Source organism: methanotrophic endosymbiont of Bathymodiolus puteoserpentis (Logatchev), from assembly GCF_900128525.1.
Taxonomy (GTDB): Bacteria; Pseudomonadota; Gammaproteobacteria; order Methylococcales; family Methylomonadaceae; genus Methyloprofundus.
In genome coordinates this window covers 1-21,700 of the sequence record NZ_FQTQ01000079.1, presented here as the reverse complement: position 1 = coordinate 21,700, position 21,700 = coordinate 1, and the positions used below count along the sequence as shown (strand labels likewise).

At 39.7% G+C, this 21,700-nt stretch carries 19 protein-coding genes and 1 pseudogene; 11 read left to right on the top strand and 9 right to left on the bottom strand.

The annotated features are described in order from the left end of the window. Window positions 1–20 precede the first annotated feature (20 nt). Together BQ7314_RS06710 and BQ7314_RS06705 are read right to left on the bottom strand one after the other, a co-directional pair. Window positions 21–1,307, bottom strand: a complete 1,287-nt coding sequence (locus tag BQ7314_RS06710; protein WP_174482200.1) for a transposase — start codon at window positions 1,305–1,307, stop codon at window positions 21–23. 220 nt (window positions 1,308–1,527) lie between these two features. After that, window positions 1,528–2,184: pseudogene (locus BQ7314_RS06705) on the bottom strand (biotin carboxylase N-terminal domain-containing protein); the annotation flags it as partial. Between the two features lie 159 nt (window positions 2,185–2,343). Between BQ7314_RS06705 and BQ7314_RS06700 the strand changes: the two are divergent. After that, complete coding sequence (locus tag BQ7314_RS06700) at window positions 2,344–3,294, top strand: LysR family transcriptional regulator (RefSeq protein ID WP_174482930.1); 951 nt, start codon at window positions 2,344–2,346, stop codon at window positions 3,292–3,294. Window positions 3,295–3,517: 223 nt separating this feature from the next. Here the strand turns inward: BQ7314_RS06700 and glgX are convergent, their stop codons facing one another. From glgX to BQ7314_RS06670, 6 genes are all read right to left on the bottom strand, one after another. Continuing rightward, window positions 3,518–5,596, bottom strand: a complete 2,079-nt coding sequence (gene glgX / locus BQ7314_RS06695) for a glycogen debranching protein GlgX (RefSeq protein ID WP_174482929.1) — start codon at window positions 5,594–5,596, stop codon at window positions 3,518–3,520. Window positions 5,597–5,791: 195 nt separating this feature from the next. Continuing rightward, window positions 5,792–6,406 (bottom strand): nitroreductase family protein, encoded by a 615-nt coding sequence (locus BQ7314_RS06690; protein WP_174482928.1) that lies wholly within the window; start codon window positions 6,404–6,406, stop codon window positions 5,792–5,794. Window positions 6,407–6,446: 40 nt separating this feature from the next. Continuing rightward, the gene (locus BQ7314_RS06685) at window positions 6,447–6,779 is read right to left on the bottom strand and encodes a YqfO family protein (RefSeq protein ID WP_174482927.1); all 333 of its coding nucleotides are present in this window, start codon (window positions 6,777–6,779) and stop codon (window positions 6,447–6,449) included. Next, window positions 6,772–7,767 (bottom strand): hydrolase, encoded by a 996-nt coding sequence (locus tag BQ7314_RS06680; protein ID WP_174482926.1) that lies wholly within the window; start codon window positions 7,765–7,767, stop codon window positions 6,772–6,774. Before BQ7314_RS06680 ends, BQ7314_RS06685 begins: the two co-directional genes overlap by 8 nt. Window positions 7,768–7,964: 197 nt before the next feature. After that, window positions 7,965–9,281 carry a hypothetical protein gene (locus BQ7314_RS06675; protein ID WP_174482925.1) on the bottom strand — a complete coding sequence of 439 codons (1,317 nt, stop codon included), beginning with the start codon at window positions 9,279–9,281 and terminating at the stop codon, window positions 7,965–7,967. Between the two features lie 9 nt (window positions 9,282–9,290). Next, the gene (locus BQ7314_RS06670) at window positions 9,291–9,947 is read right to left on the bottom strand and encodes a PspA/IM30 family protein (protein ID WP_174482924.1); all 657 of its coding nucleotides are present in this window, start codon (window positions 9,945–9,947) and stop codon (window positions 9,291–9,293) included. Window positions 9,948–10,181: 234 nt separating this feature from the next. Between BQ7314_RS06670 and BQ7314_RS06665 the strand changes: the two genes are divergently transcribed. The 4 genes from BQ7314_RS06665 to BQ7314_RS06650 all read left to right on the top strand — a co-directional run bounded on the left by BQ7314_RS06665 (window position 10,182) and on the right by BQ7314_RS06650 (window position 13,952). Then, window positions 10,182–10,439: a type II toxin-antitoxin system Phd/YefM family antitoxin gene (locus BQ7314_RS06665; protein ID WP_174482923.1), complete on the top strand. Its 258-nt coding sequence runs from the start codon at window positions 10,182–10,184 to the stop codon at window positions 10,437–10,439. Continuing rightward, window positions 10,436–10,711 carry a type II toxin-antitoxin system RelE/ParE family toxin gene (locus tag BQ7314_RS06660; protein WP_174482922.1) on the top strand — a complete coding sequence of 92 codons (276 nt, stop codon included), beginning with the start codon at window positions 10,436–10,438 and terminating at the stop codon, window positions 10,709–10,711. Before BQ7314_RS06665 ends, BQ7314_RS06660 begins: the two co-directional genes overlap by 4 nt. After that, window positions 10,698–12,215, top strand: coding sequence for a sigma-54-dependent transcriptional regulator (locus BQ7314_RS06655; RefSeq protein ID WP_245394931.1), 1,518 nt, complete (start codon window positions 10,698–10,700; stop codon window positions 12,213–12,215). The genes BQ7314_RS06660 and BQ7314_RS06655 overlap by 14 nt, the downstream gene beginning before the upstream one ends. 447 nt (window positions 12,216–12,662) lie before the next feature. Then, the gene (locus BQ7314_RS06650; RefSeq protein ID WP_174482921.1) at window positions 12,663–13,952 is read left to right on the top strand and encodes a TAXI family TRAP transporter solute-binding subunit; all 1,290 of its coding nucleotides are present in this window, start codon (window positions 12,663–12,665) and stop codon (window positions 13,950–13,952) included. A gap of 70 nt (window positions 13,953–14,022) precedes the next feature. On the opposite strand, the gene BQ7314_RS06645 is transcribed toward BQ7314_RS06650, so the two are convergent. Next, entirely contained in the window at window positions 14,023–15,117 is a 1,095-nt protein-coding gene (locus BQ7314_RS06645) for an IS4 family transposase (protein ID WP_174482920.1), read from the bottom strand. A gap of 142 nt (window positions 15,118–15,259) precedes the next feature. Between BQ7314_RS06645 and BQ7314_RS06640 the strand changes: the two genes are divergently transcribed. The 6 genes from BQ7314_RS06640 to BQ7314_RS06615 all read left to right on the top strand — a co-directional run bounded on the left by BQ7314_RS06640 (window position 15,260) and on the right by BQ7314_RS06615 (window position 21,580). Then, window positions 15,260–16,876 carry a hypothetical protein gene (locus BQ7314_RS06640; protein ID WP_174482919.1) on the top strand — a complete coding sequence of 539 codons (1,617 nt, stop codon included), beginning with the start codon at window positions 15,260–15,262 and terminating at the stop codon, window positions 16,874–16,876. A gap of 1,138 nt (window positions 16,877–18,014) precedes the next feature. Further along, window positions 18,015–18,254, top strand: coding sequence for a hypothetical protein (locus BQ7314_RS06635; RefSeq protein ID WP_174482918.1), 240 nt, complete (start codon window positions 18,015–18,017; stop codon window positions 18,252–18,254). 23 nt (window positions 18,255–18,277) lie between these two features. Continuing rightward, the gene (locus tag BQ7314_RS06630) at window positions 18,278–19,555 is read left to right on the top strand and encodes a hypothetical protein (protein ID WP_174482917.1); all 1,278 of its coding nucleotides are present in this window, start codon (window positions 18,278–18,280) and stop codon (window positions 19,553–19,555) included. Next, the gene (locus BQ7314_RS06625) at window positions 19,555–20,145 is read left to right on the top strand and encodes a hypothetical protein (RefSeq protein ID WP_245394930.1); all 591 of its coding nucleotides are present in this window, start codon (window positions 19,555–19,557) and stop codon (window positions 20,143–20,145) included. The genes BQ7314_RS06630 and BQ7314_RS06625 overlap by 1 nt, the downstream gene beginning before the upstream one ends. A gap of 2 nt (window positions 20,146–20,147) precedes the next feature. Beyond that, a complete protein-coding gene (locus BQ7314_RS06620; RefSeq protein WP_174482916.1) occupies window positions 20,148–21,131 on the top strand; it encodes a multiheme c-type cytochrome in 984 nt (327 codons plus the stop codon). Next, a complete protein-coding gene (locus BQ7314_RS06615) occupies window positions 21,128–21,580 on the top strand; it encodes a cytochrome c3 family protein (RefSeq protein ID WP_174482915.1) in 453 nt (150 codons plus the stop codon). The genes BQ7314_RS06620 and BQ7314_RS06615 overlap by 4 nt, the downstream gene beginning before the upstream one ends. Window positions 21,581–21,700: the final 120 nt, after the last annotated feature.

Genomic DNA, 21,700 nt, shown 5'->3' with positions numbered 1-21,700 from the left:
TAACGGTGTCCGACATTTTATTACAGATATGCCATCAAAACAGGTCGGAGCTTGCGCTCAAAGAGCCATGTGGCGCTTTTCTTTAGGAAATTGTTTTTTAAGAACCGCCAAGCTTGTTTGGTAATCTTAGATAGTTTTCTAAAAAAAGCACGATTATAATTGCCTTCCCAGTCAATACAGTATGCGGTTTCTTTTGCTTCATGGCGTTTTTGTTGTGTTTGATGGTCTTCTTCCAAGCCCATCTCCTGTCCCTTTTTATTTAGAAATAAGCGCATGAGTATATGTGTAACCAATGCCAATAAAGCTTGTTGCTCAATAGCAATAGGTGATTTCCCCCATGCTTTGGCATTAGCCATATCTGTTTTGTAATTATCAAAATATTTTTCTTCATCCCAGCGTCGGTGATAAAGAAAAGCAATCATACCAGGTGACAATGTAAAATCATTACTGAGATATTCATAAACTTTGCCGTCAGGCGATACGAATTGTATTAATCGCCAAACTTGTTTTGAGCTATTAAGTTGAATTTTCCTATCAGACACAATATTCTCATTAACTGCCGACTGTTCAACATGACTTTCCTCAAGAATTTGATATTTGAAAGTCGATTTCATTCGTGTAATCACTGTCACATCGTATTTTGTTTTACGTAAATCCCAATAACGCGCTTCAATAAAGGCGCGGTCAACCACAAAAAGTGCATTTTTTTTGCAAGTCCAGTGAGAACCTTCCCAGCTTTCTTTGATAAAGCGCATTTCATCAATAGAGCGAGTTTCTGTCTGACTATCAATGGCAATCCCTGCTCGCATATCATAGGTCGTCATATTCATGTGCCCTTTCTTATTATCAGTCCCACCCTGGCCTGGATAAATCGGTTGATAATGACTTGATTCATTTTGATAACTCGCATCTATGGCAAAAATAGAGCGCATCCCCAACTCTTCTTTTCCCGAAAACCTGTCGGGCAGTTCATTTCTTGCAGAAGTCACCAAGACTTGGACAGCCTGTTTCAATATTTTGCTGCGTGATGAATTGGCTAATGCATCTGACCATGTTGAGCGGGCTAAGGGGGCTTTTTCAGCGGTGTCATCAATGTCGAATAAAGATTGAATTTGTTCTCGTAGTATCTTTGTTCCCTGAAATTGACGTAAGCAGCCTAATAAAATAAAAAACTCAGCAGAGAGTACAGAATATTTTTGGCGTGAAAAGCGAACTTTATCTAGGGCTTTTTGCATGGGCAAGAACCATTCTCCCAAAACGGTGTTATCCATCAGTGTGGATTGCAAGCTATCTAATCTTTTTGACATTATTTAAGCGTAAGTGACTGATTATAAATGGTAATACGCAAACAAATCCTATTCGACCTGTCAAGCCTTTTTTTGCATTATTTTCAATCAATTAGAACGCCTGTCCTTCCCTCTGAGCGCCACTTTTTCGTGCAATTGAATTCCGTAAAAGTTGGTTTTTACACCTTAGGAAACTTATTATCACCCATAGATTTGATGTATGTCTACCATCTTATGTATTGTTGCGGACACCGTTACCTAATATCTGTACTTCGATATGGCGTGGATTCACCACACATTTTTCCATAAACACATCTGCTCGACCAAAAGCTTTCGTTGCTTCAGAAATCACGCGATCATAATTTTGACGTAACTCAGGTTCATTATCACAACGCCGAATACCTCGACCGCCACCGCCTGACGTCGCTTTTAGCATAATAGGATAGCCAATTTCACTGGCTTTAATTAGCGCATCATCCAATCCTGACAAGTTTCCATCCGTACCTGGCGTAACGGGAACGCCCGCCGCAGTCATGCTTTTACGCGCCTCGGTTTTATCCCCCATTCGACTAATTACTTCAGCACTAGGACCAACAAAAGCGATACCTTGTTGAGTACAAATTTCAGCCAGCAAGGCATTTTCTGATAAAAAACCGTAGCCCGGGTGTAAACCATCGCACCCCACTGATTTAGCTATATTGACTAATTGCTGAGGGTTCAAATACCCTGCAAGTGGATCTTCCCCAATACAATACGCTTCATCTGCTTTTTTAACGTGTAAAGCATGACGGTCTGCTTCTGAATACACTGCCACTGAGCGGATACCTAACTCTCGGCATGCTCTGATAATACGTACCGCAATTTCACCACGATTCGCTATAAGTATCTTGGTTAACATAATATTGACCCTTGGTACTAAATAAAAAAGACTTTATAGCCTTCATTGTTTTCCGGTGCAGAAACTGCCCCTTAATTAAAATATGTTATCTGAACAATCTCATTAAAGACAATTAACTTATTTAATGTATAGTATTAATTTTTCCTTATAGTAGCTAATATGCGCGCCACACTACACCAATTAAAAATATTTCAGCAAGTCGCTGCTTTGATGAATTATTCGGCTGCAGCCAATAAATTAAACCTGACGCAGCCAGCCATCAGCATTCAAATTAAACAACTAGAAGAAAATTTAGGTTTACCTCTCTTTGAAAAAATAGGTAAACAGATTTTTCTTACCTCAGCGGGTAAAGAGTTTAACGCGTTTTGCATGGATATTTTTACCCAAATTGATAATATGGATATGAAATTGAGTGCCATGAAAGGTCAGTTAGAAGGTGATTTTCACCTATCTGCTGTAACGAGTGCAAAATATTTCACACCACACTTATTAGGTGCTTTTCATAAACTCTATCCTAAGATTAGTCTATATCTGGACGTGGTTAATCGCAAACAAATTATTCAGCGTTTGAAAAATAATGAAGATGATTTAATCATCATGGGATTAATACCTAAAGAATTGCCACTAACCTATTACCCCATTATTGATAATCCCATCGTTATCACAGCAAGTCCATCCCACCCCTTAGCAACACAAAAAAATATTCCTGTCAGTGAATTACTTAAATATGACTTTATTTTTCGTGAACAGGGCTCTGGCACACGTAAGGCACTGGTAGATTTCTTATCTTCCCAACAAATGAAATTATCGCCCAGCATGGTACTCGGCAGTAGTGAAACCATTAAACAAGCCGTTATAGCAGACCTCGGCATTTCAGCACTTTCACGCCACAGTATTACGCTGGAATTGGCAACAAATAGCCTAATAGAATTGGATGTTCAGGGTTTCCCTCTGATGCGTGACTGGTATGTTGTTCATCATAACGGTAAACGCTTATCACCCGCAGCACAAGCTTTTGTGGATTTTATTTTACATGAGCAAGAAACGGTAGCCAGTTTGTGTAACCGATTTCTTGAAACTCAGTTTATTTCACAGTCAGCTAAAGAATAAGAGCTTTATAACTTATATATTCCAAGGTATCTTTTTGTCCTTATTCAGTATTATGAAAACAGTGACGTCGCTGGCTATACGTCTACTTATACAGCGCAAAAAAAATAGTTTACTGTTTACTTAACCTGTTCTGTAGAGGAAGAGCTGAGCCACGACCGGGTATGCCATTATCGCGACTAAAGCCTCTCTACTTAAAGTATAATTCGAGGTTTCTGTGCTAGAATTAGCGCCCCTCAAAAACCACAACTGACCTAGGCAACACTAAATAATCATGATGCCCTAAAGGCACTTGCTGGTCTGGCAGAACTATATCTAGAGGCGAACTTAACGCTGTATTAATAGCGAGATACCACTCACGCCCTTCAATGATTGGTAAATGCATCACCAACTCTGCTTCTGACATATTCAAAATAACATGTAAATCTGCCTCTTGCTTATCAACGGCTGCCAATGTAAAAGCGAGTACTTGCGCCTCAGGATCTAACCATTGCGGCTCACCATCAGCACCATACCATTGAATATCTGCAATATGCCGCCCTGCAACTTTTTCACCTGTTAGAAAACGACGTCGCATTAAAGATTTATGTCGCTTACGTAAGGCGATCATTTGCTGAACAAAACGCAGCATATCTGCATTTTTCTCAGTTAAGCTCCAATCAAACCAAGTTAACTCATTATCTTGGCAGTAACCATTATTATTACCTTGCTGAGTATTAAGCACTTCATCACCGGCAAGCAACATAGGCACACCTTGGCTCAATAATAATAACGCAACCCCATTCTTTGCCTGTTTTCTACGTAATGCCAAGACTCTAGTATCGTCAGTTTCACCTTCAACACCACAGTTATAGCTGAAATTATGGTTACCACCATCGCGGTTGTCTTCACCGTTAGCTAAATTATGTTTATGGTTATAGCTCACCAAATCATTAAGTGTAAAACCATCATGACAAGTAATAAAATTAATACTGTTGATCGGTAATCGGCCTTGATGTTGGTACAGGTCACTACTTGCACAAAGCCGCGTTGCCACTTCTGAAATGATGCCTTTATCACCACGAAGAAAACAACGCATACTATCACGATATTTACCGTTCCATTCACCCCAGCGATACCCTGGAAAGCTGCCAACTTGATAGAGCCCAGCAGCATCCCAAGCCTCAGCGATTAATTTAGTTTTAGCCAGCTGTTCGGATAGTTCAATCCCCCATAAAACAGGTGGGTCTTGTAGCACTTCGCCATTTTGTCCGCGCGCCATCGTACTGGCAAGGTCAAAACGGAAACCATCAATATGCATTTCTCTGACCCAATATTCCAAACAGCCAATAATAAAATTAGCGATAACGGGGTGGTTGGCATTTACCGTATTACCGCACCCCGTATAATCACGAAACTTACTTTTATCATGAGCATCTAAATGATAAACAATATCCGTACCCAGCCCTCTGAAATTAATGATCGGCCCATCTTCACCTGCCTCTGACGTGTGATTAAATACTACGTCCATAATAACGCCAATTTCAGCCTTATGCAGTGCTTTCACTAAATCACGAAATTCCTGTAAATGCGTACCTTGTTCGGGCGTTACACAATAACCAGGGTGTGGACTAAAAAAGCTATGCGTACTGTATCCCCAGTAATTTTTCAAGCCAAGTTCGGCCGTACCTCTAGGCACATCCTGCTCATCAAAAGCCATGACCGGCATTAGTTCAACATGGGTAATACCTAAGGCTTTAAGGTAAGGTATTTTTTCAATTAAAGCTGAAAAAGTGCCAGGGTGTTGCACCCCAGACATTTTATGTTTAGTAAAACCTCCCACATGTAACTCATAAATAATAGCATTTTCACTTTTATAAGAAAAAGGAGTATCCCCTTCCCACTCATAACGTTCATCAGGCACTAAATTACGCATAGCGGCATGACCATTATCACCTGGTAAGCAGGCTACACTTCGCTGCCACAATTTATCACTGATCGCACGCGCCCAAGGGTCTAATAATTGCTTTTCCTTATCAAAACAAAGCCCACTTTCCGAAGTATTACATGGCCCATCCATACGCCATGTATACCAAGTGCCTCTTGGTAGCTCATGAATAAGTACATGCCATGAATAAAATGTTTTATTCATTTTTGCCGTTAAAGGAATCACCTGAAAAGGTTTGAGACTGGTAGAACTAGCATATAGTAAAAGCTCAACCGCTGTTGCATGACGACTAAAAATGGAAAAATTAACACCATTAGATTTAATTCGCGTACCTATAGGGTACGGCGATCCGGCGGAAATTTCATATAATTTATTCATGGAGATGGATGCCATTTTTTAGTTAAAACGATTCATTACTTTCAAGCGAAATCACTCTTACCATAGCGTGAATACAACAAAGTAATATGCTAGTGAGATACTCGGTGACTAAACCTTAAATAGGTCACATAACTTTTAAGGTTAACATTGAATAAGAAATAGTGTCTATATTTTCAAAAAAGCTCTCCTGAATGCTTAATCTAACGCTGCAAACCGATTCAGGACAATAACTTCATCTTTAGCCAGTTGACCAGCTCGCGGGCTAGCGGCCTGCACACCTTTACCTACCGCTAAACACAGCGCAATCACATGATCTTCTGGTAAATTGATGAGTTGCCCTACTTGCTCAAAGTCAAAGCCATCCATCGGGCAAGAGTCGTAACCCATATCTTTAGCAGCCAGCATTAAAGTTTGCGCGGCAATACCACATGAGCGCATTGCTTCATCTCTTTGTACTTGATCTTTACCTCGATAATACTGGTCAATCGCAGGCACTATAAAATCTTGCACCGCTTGATCGGCATTCTTCCAATAGCGTTCAGGCTGTTTTTCCCATGCTTTTAAATCTGCACAAATCACTAAAAATAAAGAAGCATCTGTTACTTGTGCTTGATCCCAAGCTACAGCTCTAATTTTTTGTCTTAATTCCGGCTCAGTCACATTGACAAAGCGCCAGTGCTGAATATTAAACGCTGTCGGTGAAAGCATCGCTAAAGAAAGTAGCTGGTTGATTTCTACTTCTGTCATCTGATGATTAACATCATAATATTTAACTGATCTACGCGCCTGTATTGCCTCTAACGTATTCATTTCTTTCCTTATGCAATTATTGTTTAATTATCGAACTTGATCAATGGTAATCACTAAAGTTTTCAGCTGTTAATATTTTATACACTTCATAAGCGGGTTCTTGGTAAGGGTGTGCGAGTAATAATGCACTGACAACGGGCTTAATTAGTTTTTCAGCACATACCATTTCCACTTTATATTCTGCAAGCTGAGTAATTTTTCCTGTACTTCCCAGAAAAGGCTGACTCCCTTGCAGAGGTTTAAATTGTCCTGTGCCTAAAGTCTGCCACGAGCAACACTCATAATCCCCTATTCGTCCTGCTCCTTGTGCAAATAAAGCCTCTTTTACAGCCTCAACATGAGTCTCAGGCACGAAAAAACATATTTTATACATAATCTAACCGCCGTAGTAAAAACTCAGGAATGCGTCGTTCTAGCCAGTACTCAGGATGCCAAGGATTATTCCCAGCAACAAATCCTACATGCCCCCCTGCCTCAGTTATCTCCAAAAAAACAGAAGCAGATAGCTCTTTTAACTCAGGGATCACTTCTGGAGTCATAAACGGATCATCTGCTGCTTGAATTAATAAAGTTGGCACCCTAATCGCTTGTAAAAATTGTCGAGAACTAGATCGTTGATAATAATCTGCTACATTAGCAAAATCATACAAAGAAGCAATCACTCGATCATCATATTGCCAAAACGATTTAATATCCTCCAAATCACCTATTCGCCTTAATAATTCAGCTTCCTCAGTTTTACCTAAAGATTCTAAGTGCACCTGCTTTAAGCGCACATAATCTTTTAATTCACGTAATAAACTGGCTCGATAAATTTTAGAAAATCCATTGTCTAACTTAGTCGCACAAGCACTTAAAACCAAAGGCACAGACACGGCAACGGCGGCAAATAGCTGAATATTACTGCCCTGCTCGCCCAGCCATTTTAATAAAACATTACCCCCTATCGAAAAACCTACCGCCGCCATAGGTGTTTGTGGCTCACGTGCACGTAAAGTACGGTATAAAAAATCTATATCGCCAGTTTCACCAGAATGATAACAACGTGATGAATTATTATATTCACCGCTACACCCTCTAAAATTTAACGCCGCACTACGCAGTCCTTGCTCAAGCAATGCCTGCTGCAAACCTTTAATATAACCAGACTGCGAACTTCCCGTTAAGCCATGCAATAAAATAACCAGAGGCTGCTTACCTACACCACAAAAATCTATATCAATAAAATCATGATCCTCAGTCATTAAACGTTCGCGTTTTACAACAGGTTCCGGTGGTTTACGCAATAAAGAAGGATAAATTGTTTGCAAATGTGGATTATTTAGCCACCATGCGGGTTTAAATGTGGGTTGTATTTGCATGAATACACTTGATCTTAAATTTAATGGTATTTTACCTCGTTACCTCACCCAAAAATTCTACCTGAGAACATTCCATGGTGTGGACTAAAGTCCATCCTAAATTGATAATTTACATCCTACCTTAGAATAGTCCACTGTAACAGAGCAATTAAAATCACAAGTTGATCAAACTATTAGCTCAGCAGTAGTCCGGTATATTAATTCCAACTTTTCAATTCATTAAAGTAATATCGTGATTTTGCCATAATTTGCTTCTCTTTGTTTTCTATATACGAAGCCAATAAGATCACTACTAAACCTAATACGATAGAACTGATCCACGGCGCACTAGAGTAAAAGTTAACCGCATATTCCCAGTAAAATAAGAAACCACCTAAAACACAAATATTACCCATGATAAACGGCGCTTTTTCCCGGTGCTTAATACCTGCAATGGTCAACAACATACCCGCCGCAATAGTAATCACTGGAGCCATTGTTTGTCCATCTAACATAGCGGCATACGTTAAAGCTACCGTCATTAAGGCGCTGACTAAACGGTACAAACGTGCGTGATAACTCACCTGCCCTGACAAAGCGAATAAAATAATAGCAACCGGCAATAAAGCACTTAACTGATCGCCAACAACTCCAAATTCAGCTAAGACAATCACCCAGATAGCCATCGCGGCCAAAGTACCGACCCACTGAGAAATATAAGTTATAAAAGCCGATTGGGTATAGCGTTTAATATCGTAAATACAATACACAAGCACGATAGCAGAAACAACAACCGCTAATAAATAAGAAGCGGGATGCAATAAACTACGGCCAACGATAATCCATAAAGGTAAACTCACCAAAACTCTAGCCGCCATACCTTCAGCTAAACGCATGCTACTATCATTATGTAAATACTGTTCCGTCCGCCTTAAAAAGACAAATAACCCTGCAACAATCAACGGCACAAAAGTCGCATCGCGTACTGGAATGATCAATAACACACTACCGATAATTGATGCAGTTAAAAGCGTTTTAAGGTATTTACGCGCCAATATAGAATAGCTGGCATAGCTCACTATGAATAATAATAAGCCAGTAATGACAAGGTCAATCACAATGACAGTAGGGCTCACCTCCATAAATTGCAACCAAGTATATTCTGGCTGTAAAGCATCCCGACCATGCCAGTATGCATAGATCATGGCACTAACTTGTGACACTTGAACGGATAAAAAAGCCGTACCCAAACCAAAAAATATCCGCGCGCCTTTCGTTTCATGAAATAAATAGGCACAAACCAAACCACCGCCACACAATAATAAAGTTAGCCCTAAACCGATCCAATAACGATAAGCGGGTAATATTTCATCATGTCCTTGTAGCATAAAACTGATGGCCGAAAGTACAATCAATACAGAACCCACCCAGCGTAAATAAGTGGTAATTTTAGCAGTCATGCTTTTGCTGTTTTTTAATACCTCTGTTTGTTCAAACGCTTGGTCAGGCATTTCTTGGGTTTCAATTGCATACATGATCGTCTCCTAGTTTTTAGTTGCTGGAGTTTGGCTGGTTTCAGTCAGCTCATCTAACATCATTTTTAAGGCTAACTGATCCTCTTCCTGCTCAAATTCATTCGCAAAATTATCAGTATCGACAGTCGCATCCGGTATTTCATATTCCGTACTCACAACCGCCCCTTCCCAGCGTTCAAAAACACTTTGCACATCTTGCATAGAGTCACCTTGATGTTCACGCTGTATGCCGACCCTATTTTGTCTAGCGGCTAAGATTTCTTTTTTATTTTTCAAAACCCACAATTGCTCAGAAATAGCACTCAAATCATCGCGTACTTTTTCTTCTTGCGCAGTGCTTTGTTGATATTGCTGTTCAAGCAAATTTACCTGTTGCTGTGCTACGCGTAAACGTTTGACGCATTGCAAAGCTTTTTGCTCATCTTCCGCACGTACTTTGATCGCTCTTTCAGACCATAAATACACTTGCTCTTGTTGTTTTGCTAATTGCTGTTGGTATTGCTCTGACATTTTGCTAACACGATGTAAATGTAAGCGTGTTTTACTAGCAATCGCTTGTAAATCTTGAAGCGCTGCACTTGCTAATGCTTCATGGTTCTCAAACTCATCAGCTACATGATCAATTTGGCCTTTAAGACTGAGAAATATGCGTTTTAAACTGTTCATAGTGATTATCCTGTTTAGTGTAAAGTCATCTTCACTATAGCAATCACCGTGCCATCTATATTTATCATTAAAAATCAAATAGATAAGTTATTTAACTTTAAAACAAATGTACATTTTATGAATACACCACATACATATATTGACCTATAAAACCTTTTAAAAACAAAACACCTTTACTGCTTTATTAATCACACTATTAAGGGTACTATTTAAGCTCTATTAAGGAGATAGCAAATGAATAATATCACTGCAAATGATTTAAAAACTAAAGGCATATCCATAATCCAATCAGCACTAGACCAACAAACTGAGGCTGTTATTTCCGTCCGTGGCAAGCAACGCTTTGTAGTAATGGACCTTGCACATTATCAATATTTACGAGAATGCGAACTGAGCACTGCCATCATTGAATCCAAAGCCGACATGGAAGCGGGACGTTATATTGAAGAGTCAGCGGAAGCGCATTTGACTCGATTGGAAAATATGGAATGAGTTACCGCTTAATTTTCACCGAACAATACGGCCGCCGAGCTTTGTGCTTTATAAAACGGCATCCTGAGCTAAAAAATCAATACCTTAAGACTTTACAGCTACTAGAAATTAACCCTACACATCCATCTTTACACCTTCACCCTTTACAAGGAGAACTAAAGCATTTGCACTCCATCTCTATCAACCTTTCCTACCGAATTACCTTGGAATTATTAATAAAAGATGAACAAATCATTCTAATCAACATCGGCGATCATAGTGCCGTTTATTAAAGTAAGTGCCATAAAAACACCTGAAGTTCTCACCACTACTCGCACTCGACTTATGCAAAAACCACCTCCTGAACAACGCGCCTTTTTTAAACAAATCGCTGAGCTAGCTTTTACCAATCCATTTAGCCAAGAAAGAGAGCGACAGGACTGTGCACTACTTAATATTTCACTAGGCACATTAGATATCTATCAGCGTAGTGAGCTAATTCAGGCGCTACTGCTAGAACAATTGCCACTCAATAATTTCCGTATTACGGATTACCAAGGCAGCACTCAAGAACACATAAAATTCGCTTGGCTGTTTTATCAATTCCATGAATTTCAGACGCAATTTAATCAATTTATTGAAGATCAGCGCTTAGCGGGTGATAAACCGATTGAACTACCCTGCGCCAAAGCCTTAAGCCAATGCTTTCAGCACGCTAATTTCAGCATTCCTGAAACAGAAAACTTCATTGCTTTATTTTACCAGTTACATCGTGGATTTTATTTTATTAGCACTGCGATTTCAGGTGATTGCCCATCAATTATCGAATTGCGAATGCGTTTGTGGAATAATATTTTCACGTTTAATCCCCAGTGGTATATGGATTATTTATGTGGAAAAATGGAAGACTTTTCCACGCTATTGCTCGGCGCAACCGGTACAGGTAAAAGTTTAGTTGCTCATAGTATTGGCTGTTCGGGCTTTATCCCTTTTAATTTATCTAAACGCTGCTTTAAAGAAAGCTTCACTCGCTCTTTTCAAGCAATCAATTTAGCACAGTACCCTGACTCCTTATTAGAGTCAGAATTATTCGGTCATAAAAAAGGGGCATTTACAGGTGCTATTGAGCATCATCAAGGCTTATTTGCGCGTTGCAGCGAACATGGTGCAGTCTTTATTGATGAGATTGGTGATATAGACATCCCCACCCAAGTAAAATTACTCAATGTTATTCAGGATAGAACTTTTTGCCCAGTGGGCAGTCATGAAAAAATGCGTTTTTCTGGAAGAGTGATCAGCGCGACTAATCGCAATATTGAACAACTACGCAAAGACGGGCATTTTAGAGATGACCTATATTATCGCTTATGCTCCGACGTGATCGAAGTACCTAGCTTACAACAGCGCTTACAGGAAAACCCTGAAGAACTAAAACATTTAATCGCCAGTTTACTTAAGCGGGTTACTGACACTCCCGCACCACATTTAGTCTCACGGATTGCCAAGCATATTCATATCACTGCGCCTAAGCACTATGCTTGGCCGGGCAATGTGAGGGAGCTGGAGCAATGCATACGGCGTATTTGCTTAACTGGAAACTACCCTTTTATGCAACAGCTCAAGCAAGAGGGCAATCACAAGCAATTTATTTTAATTGAAAACTCAGGCGAATCCAGTGCTCAGTCGCTACTACAAAACTATTGTCGCTTTCTTTATGAGCGCCACAATAGTTATGAAGCCGTCGCTAGAATCACCCAACTAGACCGACGTACCGCTAAGAAATATATTGTTGATTAACTAACCAATATTACGAGCTCTTCCCTCCTAATATTTTTCTCAAAGCACCCTATATTGCCTTTTTTCAATATTTAGGTACGATTACTGTGTGGCAGCTACAATACCACCTTGCATGGGACTAACTTTACCATTCTCTCATTTTATTCTCCTCTATACCTTGACGGATTCAGAGGAGAGTTTTACAAGCTTTTACGCTCTGGAACGGCTGAGCCTATTTGCATCGCACTGGCAGAATCAGTAGCTTAAAATTAGGCATTATAAAGGGGCTTATTTAATAGCATTATTTCAAATTTCCTGAATTCGTATAATAAGCGCATAACCTTCTGCTAAAATCCAACCCCACCATCAATGTGTAAGCCCTATGCAGTATAAAATGTTGCTGAAATTATTTATAATCTTCAGCAGTTGATAGAATCATCATAATGCACAGTAACTAAAGCTAAATTAATGTCTAAAAGTAACTCAAAAAAACCTTATAAAGAACTACTGGTCACTCTAGGGCCAGCCATTTTATTAATTATTGCCGGTTTCTGGGTAGCCTATCAGTTTGTCTCGCCTCCTCCGCCTAAAAAAATTGTAATCACCACAGGCTCCAGCACTGGTACCTACTATAAATTAGCACAGCAATACCAGGCGGAGCTTGCTAAAGAAGGCATAGAGCTTGAAATTCTTACCTCCTCCGGCTCTAAAGAAAATATTAGCCGTTTATTAAAAGCTCAGGCCGATATTGCCTTTATCCAAGGAGGTACAGGCAATAATGAAGCCACCTTTCAATCATTAGGCAGCCTTTATTATGAACCTCTGTGGATTTTTATAAAAAAAGACATTATTGCCGAAAAGCTAACTGATTTATCTGGACTGCGCATTGCAATCGGAAAAGAAGGCAGTGGCACACGTGTATTGGCAACAGAACTATTACGGCTTAACCATATTGATCCGCTATCGGCCAAGTTGCTACCACTTCCTGCAAGTGATGCAGCCACCGCACTTGCTCAAGACCAATGCGATGTTGCGTTAATGGTTGCTTCTGGCGATTCAGAAACCGTGCAGAAACTGCTTCACAACGATAAAGTTAAGCTATTGCAATTAAGCCGCCTTGATGCTTATACCCGCCTACTTCCCTACTTGTCAAAAATAACATTACCTGAAGGTATTGCTGATCTGGAAAATAATTTTCCACCGCAGTCTGTTAATTTACTGTCGCCCACCGCTAATTTAGTCGTGAATGAAGACTTTAATTCTGCACTAATTGTATTACTGCTAAGAGCGGCCGATTCCATTCACCATAAAACCAGCCTTTTTTCAGCTGCTGATGCTTTTCCTTCTGAACAGTTTACGGCCTTCCCTATTAACGAAGTAGCTCAGCGCTTTTACAAAGTAGGGCCTCCCTTTTTGATGCGCTACCTTCCTTTTTGGCCCGCAGTCTTTATTGACCGTATGATTGTAATGATCATTCCTTTATTAGCATTGCTTATTCCGCTGGGTAAAATAATGCCACCGCTTTACCGCTGGCGCATTCGCTCAAAAATTTATCGCTGGTATAACGACCTTCAGCGAGTAGATGATGCAATCCACCAACATCCGCTTTCAGCAGAACAAATTAATAACTTAAATCAGGATTTGAAAAAAATTGAAAATGAGGTAAATAAAGTTAAAACGCCATTATCTTATGCAGACCAGGTCTATAATTTACTGCTGCATATAGATTTGGTGAAAAAGAAATTAAACACCAAATAAAAAGGATTTCTGGGGTAAGACCATTGATTTTTGATATGAAAGATTTCACTACCGTACACTTTTTCCTACCTTACAGCAAAGCCTTACCCGATAAAGCGAGGCAGAACTGAGGAAGTGCTTTTTCTTCTCTTAGCAGGCGCTTTAATAACCGCATTCCCAGTGTAAACAAGCTCAAGTCACAACGATCTTTGCGATGGATAATTTTATCCCAGCCCTTTTTCTTCGTCAGCTCCCCTAAATAAACCATCCATATATAAGCTAAAGCTGCCGCTATAATAAGTCGAGAAACTCGCTCTGGGGCTCTTAACCCACTTTTCTGTAAATTAAACCCTCGGCCTTTAAGATCTGAAAAAAGGGTTTCTATACGGAAACGTTTTCGATACCAATTAAATGCTTCACCCCCTGTAGGGAGGTTAGTCACTAAGTAAATAGGGTCCTTATATTTTTCCCCCCAATAAACAACCGCCCTGACGATAATACTGCGTTTGCGAGTGAATTCAACTGCCGGTATTTCAGTCATACCACCTTGTTCGGGACAAATATCTTTAAAGGTAAACTCCTCACCATTTTCATACAGTACCGCATTATTAGCTGTTCGGCACGCATATTCCCAGCCATAATCACTAAGGGTTTTCAGCCAATCTGCCCCATCAAATTCTCCATCACCCAAGCAAATAACTGCCGTCCCTTCTGGAATAATCGCCTGAACTGATTTAATCAGCTCAATATGCATATCCTGAGGGAAATGCCCTTTTTTACCTTGACGGGTTACCCACAGTAATGGCAGAGACCTGCCTTTATAAATCATACTGACCATTAATGTAATACAACCTTTCGCTGTCGTACTACCATCAATAGCAAGCACGAGCGTTTGTTTGGCTAAACACTTAATAAGCACCTCTATAAAAGGTAAATAAAATAAATCAACGCTTACCTTTTCATTACTTAGCCAACGACGCAACCGCATGATTTGGCTTTCTTCTTTGCTGGAGCCTGGAATATCACCTGCCACATTGGCTAACTTAACAGATTTACTCTGTACAATGCCGCAGATAAAGCCTGTTAAAATATTTAAGCTGTTACTTTGACGTTTACTGGGATCAAAATCCCAAGCCTTCTGAAGAGCGCTATAGATAGTACGGTAAATATTGTAAGAGTCTGACATTATAAGGTATTCTCAATGAAAAATTTTTACATTATCACCTTTTTCATGCTTGGCAATACCTGTTTTAAAAAGTGTACGGTAGTGAAAGACAGAGCTTAGTAAAGAGGATGGTGGAACAATACAGGAAGATTACCAAGATGATGTGCATAAAGGTAAGGTGTTTACCGATAGTAATGGTGAGAAACGTACGATTAATAATTGTAATGCCTGTCATTCTAAGCAATATTTCAAATCTAAGTTAGATAGTGTTGATTTGAATGCCAATCATGATTTTCCTAAAGGAAATTCAGATATGGATGTGCGTAATGATTTAGATTATGCGCCAGATGCAAAGTCTTGTGAATATTGTCATGTTAATTCAAAGAACCCTATTATTCCCTCCGGCCATGATTCGCAATTAGCAGCGCATCGTGAGCTATGGAAAGGTAAGGGGTATATGGCGGGTTATAGTGAAAAGACTTTAACGCGGATTACTCAGACTCACTTTGATGTTGTTGCTTGCCAAGCTTGTCATATTTCATCTAAAACAGGCAGAAGAGGTGCTAAACTTCAGATTATGTATCGTTACCGTCAGGCTGAAGATGGTAAGTATAAGATGATGCCGTATAATCCACGTTTACGCTATCGCTGGTTGGATAAAACGACAGGTCGTGTTTTAAGTAAAACAGAGCGTAATTCAATCTTTGTTAAAACTACTGATGCGGAAGGTAATCTTTATGGCTCTATTGTTGACCCTATAAGTGGTGCAGAGCTAGGTCGCGTTGGTGTGGATAAACGTGGAAGAGCTAAGGGACCTGATACTTATGAAGCCTTTGTTGCTGTGAAAACAGCTTACGACAGCTTACTGTCTAAAATAGGATACACTAATCCTAATACGACGATGATGTGGTCGGAGTCAAATGAGTATGTGATATCACATAATACTAGGCCTTCTACAAGTTCAGTGCAATGTGAAGAGTGTCATGCTCGTAAGCAAAGTGGTGCGTATAGCGCATTATTGTCGCAGGATGGCATTATGGGGGCTGCAAATGTCCAAACGATAACTACCTTGCCTGATGTTCGATTAGTTGAGGAAGGTATTGTTACGCTTGAATTGCCTTATATGAAGCTACAAGAAAATGGTGATATTACAGAGAACGTAGCTGATATTTTGTATGCGACCAAAATTGACCCGTTTATGTCTTTGCTGAAAAACTCAAGTTCTAGTGAGATATTGGGTAAATTTAAGGCAATATCTACTGAGAGCCTAATGGCGTCGGTAGGATCTGAGCTTGGGGCTAAGATGGCGGCTGACTTTGTTAGTCCAAATAGCTATTTGTTTAATGTTAATAAGGGTGCCGTAAGCTTGCGTAATATGGTTGCTGTTATTGATGGTAATACGGTGAATAGTATCTTATTTCCAACTTACCGCGGTATCATGGGTAAAGTGGATGGTGCTGAATCAGGGGTGCAAGGTATCCTTGATGCGCGTAATTATGGCAAACTACGTTCTGATGTCTTCTATTTTGATGTTCAGGATAGTACTAAAACGTCTGTGAAGTCGCTTAATGGTGCGCCTATGTACGTCAAGGTGGCCTACAAAGGGACTGCTACTAGCACTGCTTCAGTTAACGTAGTAACGGCTGATATGGCGGTCACTGCGGTTACGATGCTTCCTGCAGAAAATATCTTAATGATACAGCCTGCGAATGATAGTGGTGAAGGGTTCGTTATTTTGAAAACGGATTCGCTAGGTTATTTTGTTATTGCTGATAAGTAAGGCATTGCAAATGACTTAGAAAAGTTCGCCAAGCGAATTATTCGCTTGGCGGCAAGATAGGCTTCTTTATCGTATAAGAGGTGATTGGGTTTTGTCGTCAAGCTTTGCTTGGTTTTACTGATTAAGAGAAGGAGCGATTTTATCGCTCCTTTTTTTTGCCTAATTAAAATGGGTACCTCTTTTATTGTCTGTGGGTATCTGGAGTGTTAAGAGCATCACGTAAATAACGCACTTCATTCCTTAAAAATGAGGCGTTAGGAATCTCATAAAATGTTCATACCCAATCATTATAATTTGGCTGTAAAGAATGGGCTTATCGGGGCGCAGTGCTTTAGCCTGCTATTTTAGGCTACGAAGGCAGGCTAAAGCACTGCGCCCCATTTATTGTATTACTCTTAACTTAATGGCAGTGAGGCTCTCAATCGGGTAAGTTCATTCCTTTAAGGTTCCTTTAAATATAAGTGTCATGACATAAATTTAGTCTGAGGGAGTTTAGTCCTGGCTGTATGAAATACATATTCGTGGCATATAACACAGTTAAATGTGTTATATGCCTTATTTTTTATTAAGAAGCGTTTGTTCGGTAAGTAAAGTTACTTATTTCTAAGGATTTTTTTTATGGCATGACTTGTGCTTTATAAAATATAAGGATATTTATATTTTTTGATTAAATGCAGAAGATATAAAAGCGCATAAGGTGTATATGCAGAAGAAGGAACTTATAGGGAAAAAGCAGGGCATGATGCTGTGCAGGGAGTTAGGGAGCTGTTTGGATAAGCAGTATAAGCAAGCAGACAAAGGAGAGTTGTTGCAAAGCAAAAGGATGAGTTTTGGCTTTTTAGGAAGATAAAGGAATAAGTAAAAGGTGAATTAACAAGGAGATTTATTCGGGAAAAATGGACGACGAACCTTAGCTTAATGCTAAGGGGTGTAATCAAGGATGATGGCTAGGGAAGGATGACGTTAATCGTTGGTTTTGGAGGGATTTTATAAACTTGCGATTTTTGTATTAAGAGCGGATAGGGTTAATTGACTATTGTAGATGCCTGATGTGATGGATTAATTTTAAGGACTCTGTTTCTAAAAGGAGCGCTCTGCAAAGGGCGCTCCTTTTGTTTTATTAGGAAAGTGAAAAGTAATGAAGAAAATAAGTGAATTAGCGCAAGAAAGTGACACCAGTACCTTATTGGATAAAACGATGCCCTGGATGTTTGGTGCGGGCATAGCGGCGGGTCATCTGCTAACTTCATCAAGCTGTACTATTCCGCAACAAGGTCGGTGTGCAGTGTGTGGTGGTTGTGTCGTTGCACTAGGTTCTTTAGTGGGCTGGGCAATGCTAAAAAAACGCCAAGGCGATGATTTTTATAATCAAGAATAAATAATCTGAGACCTGACCTTGTCATGAAGTTGAAAGCTTTTTTTTTATCTATCTGTTTGTTAATGCCTGCATCTAATGTATACAGTGCTTGGAATTGGAGCGGTGTGCTAAAGTCAAAAGTACAGGCCGATAACCGCTATACGCGCTATGTTGATCACCCTCAGGTATTAGGTGAAGTATGGGGTAGTTTTGAGGCTTTCGATCATGATGGTTGGCGAACGGCAATAGATTTTGTGGCGCGTGAAAGTAGTAAATATGGTTTTCAAGGTGATATTTATCAGTTGTATGCGGAAAAACAGATAAAAGAGTGGCATAGCACAATAAAAGCGGGTCGCTTTCAGCGTTCAGATAGTTTGGGCTTTTATAACTTGGATGGTGCTTCTTTGTTATACCAGCTTCCAGAGCAGGGCCTATCTTTTAGTATCTATGGGGGCAGGCCAACACGACAAGAAGATGTGCGCTCAGTTTCGGGTGATTGGTTGTATGGTGTTGATATGCTGAGTCAGCAACAGCTTAACTGGCGCAATAATATTTTACCTATTGATCTGTGGTTGTTGCGTTTTGGTTTTCAACAATTTCATGATGATCATACTTCAACTCGATTAACGCTAGCCAATACTATTTCTGGTGAATTTAAAAATGATTTTTTACATGCTTATGAATTATCTTTTACAAGTACGCTAGAAACAGAAAGCGGTGTTTTTGAACAAGTATTTATGAATTTTATGTTGGATATTACTGAAGGTAGTCGAATCAGTATTAATTACTCTTTGTATGAGCCTAAAGGTTTTTTTCCTACGTTTAAAGAAAAATTTTATAGCCAGTATTATCAAGGGCGACAAGATTTATTAGGTTTAAATTTTGATCAGCAATTAACCGATACGTTTAGTTATCATGTAGGCGGGAAGCGTGCGGCGCGTAAGTCTGAGCATGATATAGGCTATGGTTTTGATATGGGGGTAAAAAGTAATTATTTCCGTGATTTAGTTGTGACAGCTGACTTTGATATGCTTGAGTTTGGCAAAAGTAGCACCTATAACATGTATTTTAGTAGTCAATATTCTATTGGCGCTAATTCATTACTCAATTTGAACTTGGCTTATTCTTGGGATACCAGTCCTCTATATGGTAAAAATAGAGGGGCAGGGACAGAGCTAAAATTTCGTTATAAATTATATAGTGATATTTTTCTGGATTTGGCGGGGAGTTATATTGTTAATTCGCGCTTAAACAATGAGTACTTGGTTGGTTTACAAGCCACTTGGTATTTTGACAATTTTCAAGCAAAGGTGAGTCATTAATGCGTTGGTTTATAGCGAGCTTTTTGCTGTTTGTGTCAGTTTTGGGCGTGGCTGCCGAAACGGGCGATAAAAAAGAAAAAACCTGGTGGGAAAAACGTGATGTGCGTAGTGATATTTATTACCCACATAAAGTGCATTATGAAGTTATGGAAGAAGAGGGTGACAGTTGTTTGCTTTGTCATGCGTTTCAGAAAAATGACGAGCATGATGAAACCAAGCGTAAACCCTTAAATGTAATTGCTAATGAACCGTTAATGGGGATTTGCCATGACTGCCATGTCGATGAAAAGCGCGGGCCGTGGCGCTGTGATATTTGTCATGATGATCCTAAGAAAATTTGGCCAGCGGATCATAACTCAGGTTATATTCAGAATCATGCAGCCGATAGTAAGCAGGGCACGGCTATTTGCGAAACCTGTCATTTAGATCGTAAATTTTGTACCAATTGCCATTTTCGACGAGATACATTAGGAACGGGCTATCATCCTTTGAACTATATAAATCGACACGGTTTGGAATCGCGCATGATGCCTGAGAATTGCAGTAAATGTCATAACAGTTTTTATTGCCAAGATTGTCATAATCAATAACTATGTTTAAAAAATTACTCTGTATTTTTATTGTTTTGTTTGCTTGGCTAAATATGGCGACTCAGCCTGTATTTGCACGGGATGTGTCATTAGCGAACAATCAAATATTATTAACCCCTACACATGGAGGGGATGGGAGTGCATGGGGGCAAAGTAATTGTATTAACTGCCATGTGTTACGCAATATTCATAAAACAGTGCCAGCAATTAAAGGGATTGTGCAAGATGTAGGTTATAGGTCTTGTACGGGATGTCATGGGCAAAATGGTACGAATGTGCAGAGAGAATGTATTGTTTGTCATAACTCAGAGAGATTACCTAAGTCGCCTTTGCAACATGCTGAGAAAAATCATAACTTTACAGTTAAACAAGATGCGCCCTTAACAGATGAGAACTGTATCATTTGTCATGATCATTCTGACATGGATAAGAAATTTGAACCGGCAGTTGATTTAACGCATTTTAAGGGGGTAGGACTTGATTTGCCATATCAAAATAATAGCGAATTCTGTTTGCGTTGTCATAATGAAGATCATCAGCCAGTTGGGTTTGCAATGAAGCCTCGGTTTTTGCGTGATCCTTTAGTCATGATGGAGAAGAATTACCGGTTTATTGATATGCATGGGTACCCTGAAGGGAGTGGTCAGCGGACATATTCAGGTTTGCGTAGTCATTATCAGTATCCGAGTGTAGTTGATTGCACGGATTGTCATGCAATGCATGGTACGCATAATACAAAATTGATTGTTGATCGTACGGATGCGGGAATGAAGCAGTTAAAGGCTGGGCTGCGCTTACAGCCAGTGCTGATTAATGTGCCCCTGAATGGTGATTATTCGCAGCTATGTGTTACCTGCCATCAAATGAGCGATATCGTAGAGCAAGGAGATGAAGATACGGGTAACGGTTTATCGGGTGTACATCAAGTGAGTTCGGATTGTCGAGTCTGTCATGTGCATGGCATGGCTGCGCAAACAGGGTTATGATGCGCTATTTGTCCTACATATTGGCACTAGCAGCTTTAGCAGTAAGCCCTTTAATGGCGGAAGATAAAATAGAATTGCCTCCTTTTCATCATATTGTTGGCGTTAAGCCTTCTGATGCTATTAAGGTGCCGAATAAATTTAAACTGGGTGATAAAGGTGAATTAATTTGTGCTACTTGTCATGGCTTAAAAGATATAGATAAAACGCCTATCGATGAAGTTGATAAAGAAGCGGCAGACTTTCTAGTCGGTGGGCATTACCGAAACCTTACAGGGCTTTGCTATCAATGTCATGATGAGCAAAAGACTCAGCGTGAGAATATTCATATCCTGCTCGATGAGCACGGCGAAATTAAGAAAAAACAATGCACCTATTGTCATGAAGAGGTTCCTGATCGCGATAAAAAATTAAGCATAGCGGAGTTAAAATTGCGCTTACCTATGGAATGAGCACAAATTAATTTAGGCAAGTTCAATTTAAGAATTATAATGATGCAACTCATAAACTTTATTTAAAATCGACCCAAGATAAAACCTTACTCAAAAGAAATTGAAGCGCAGATGCGAGAA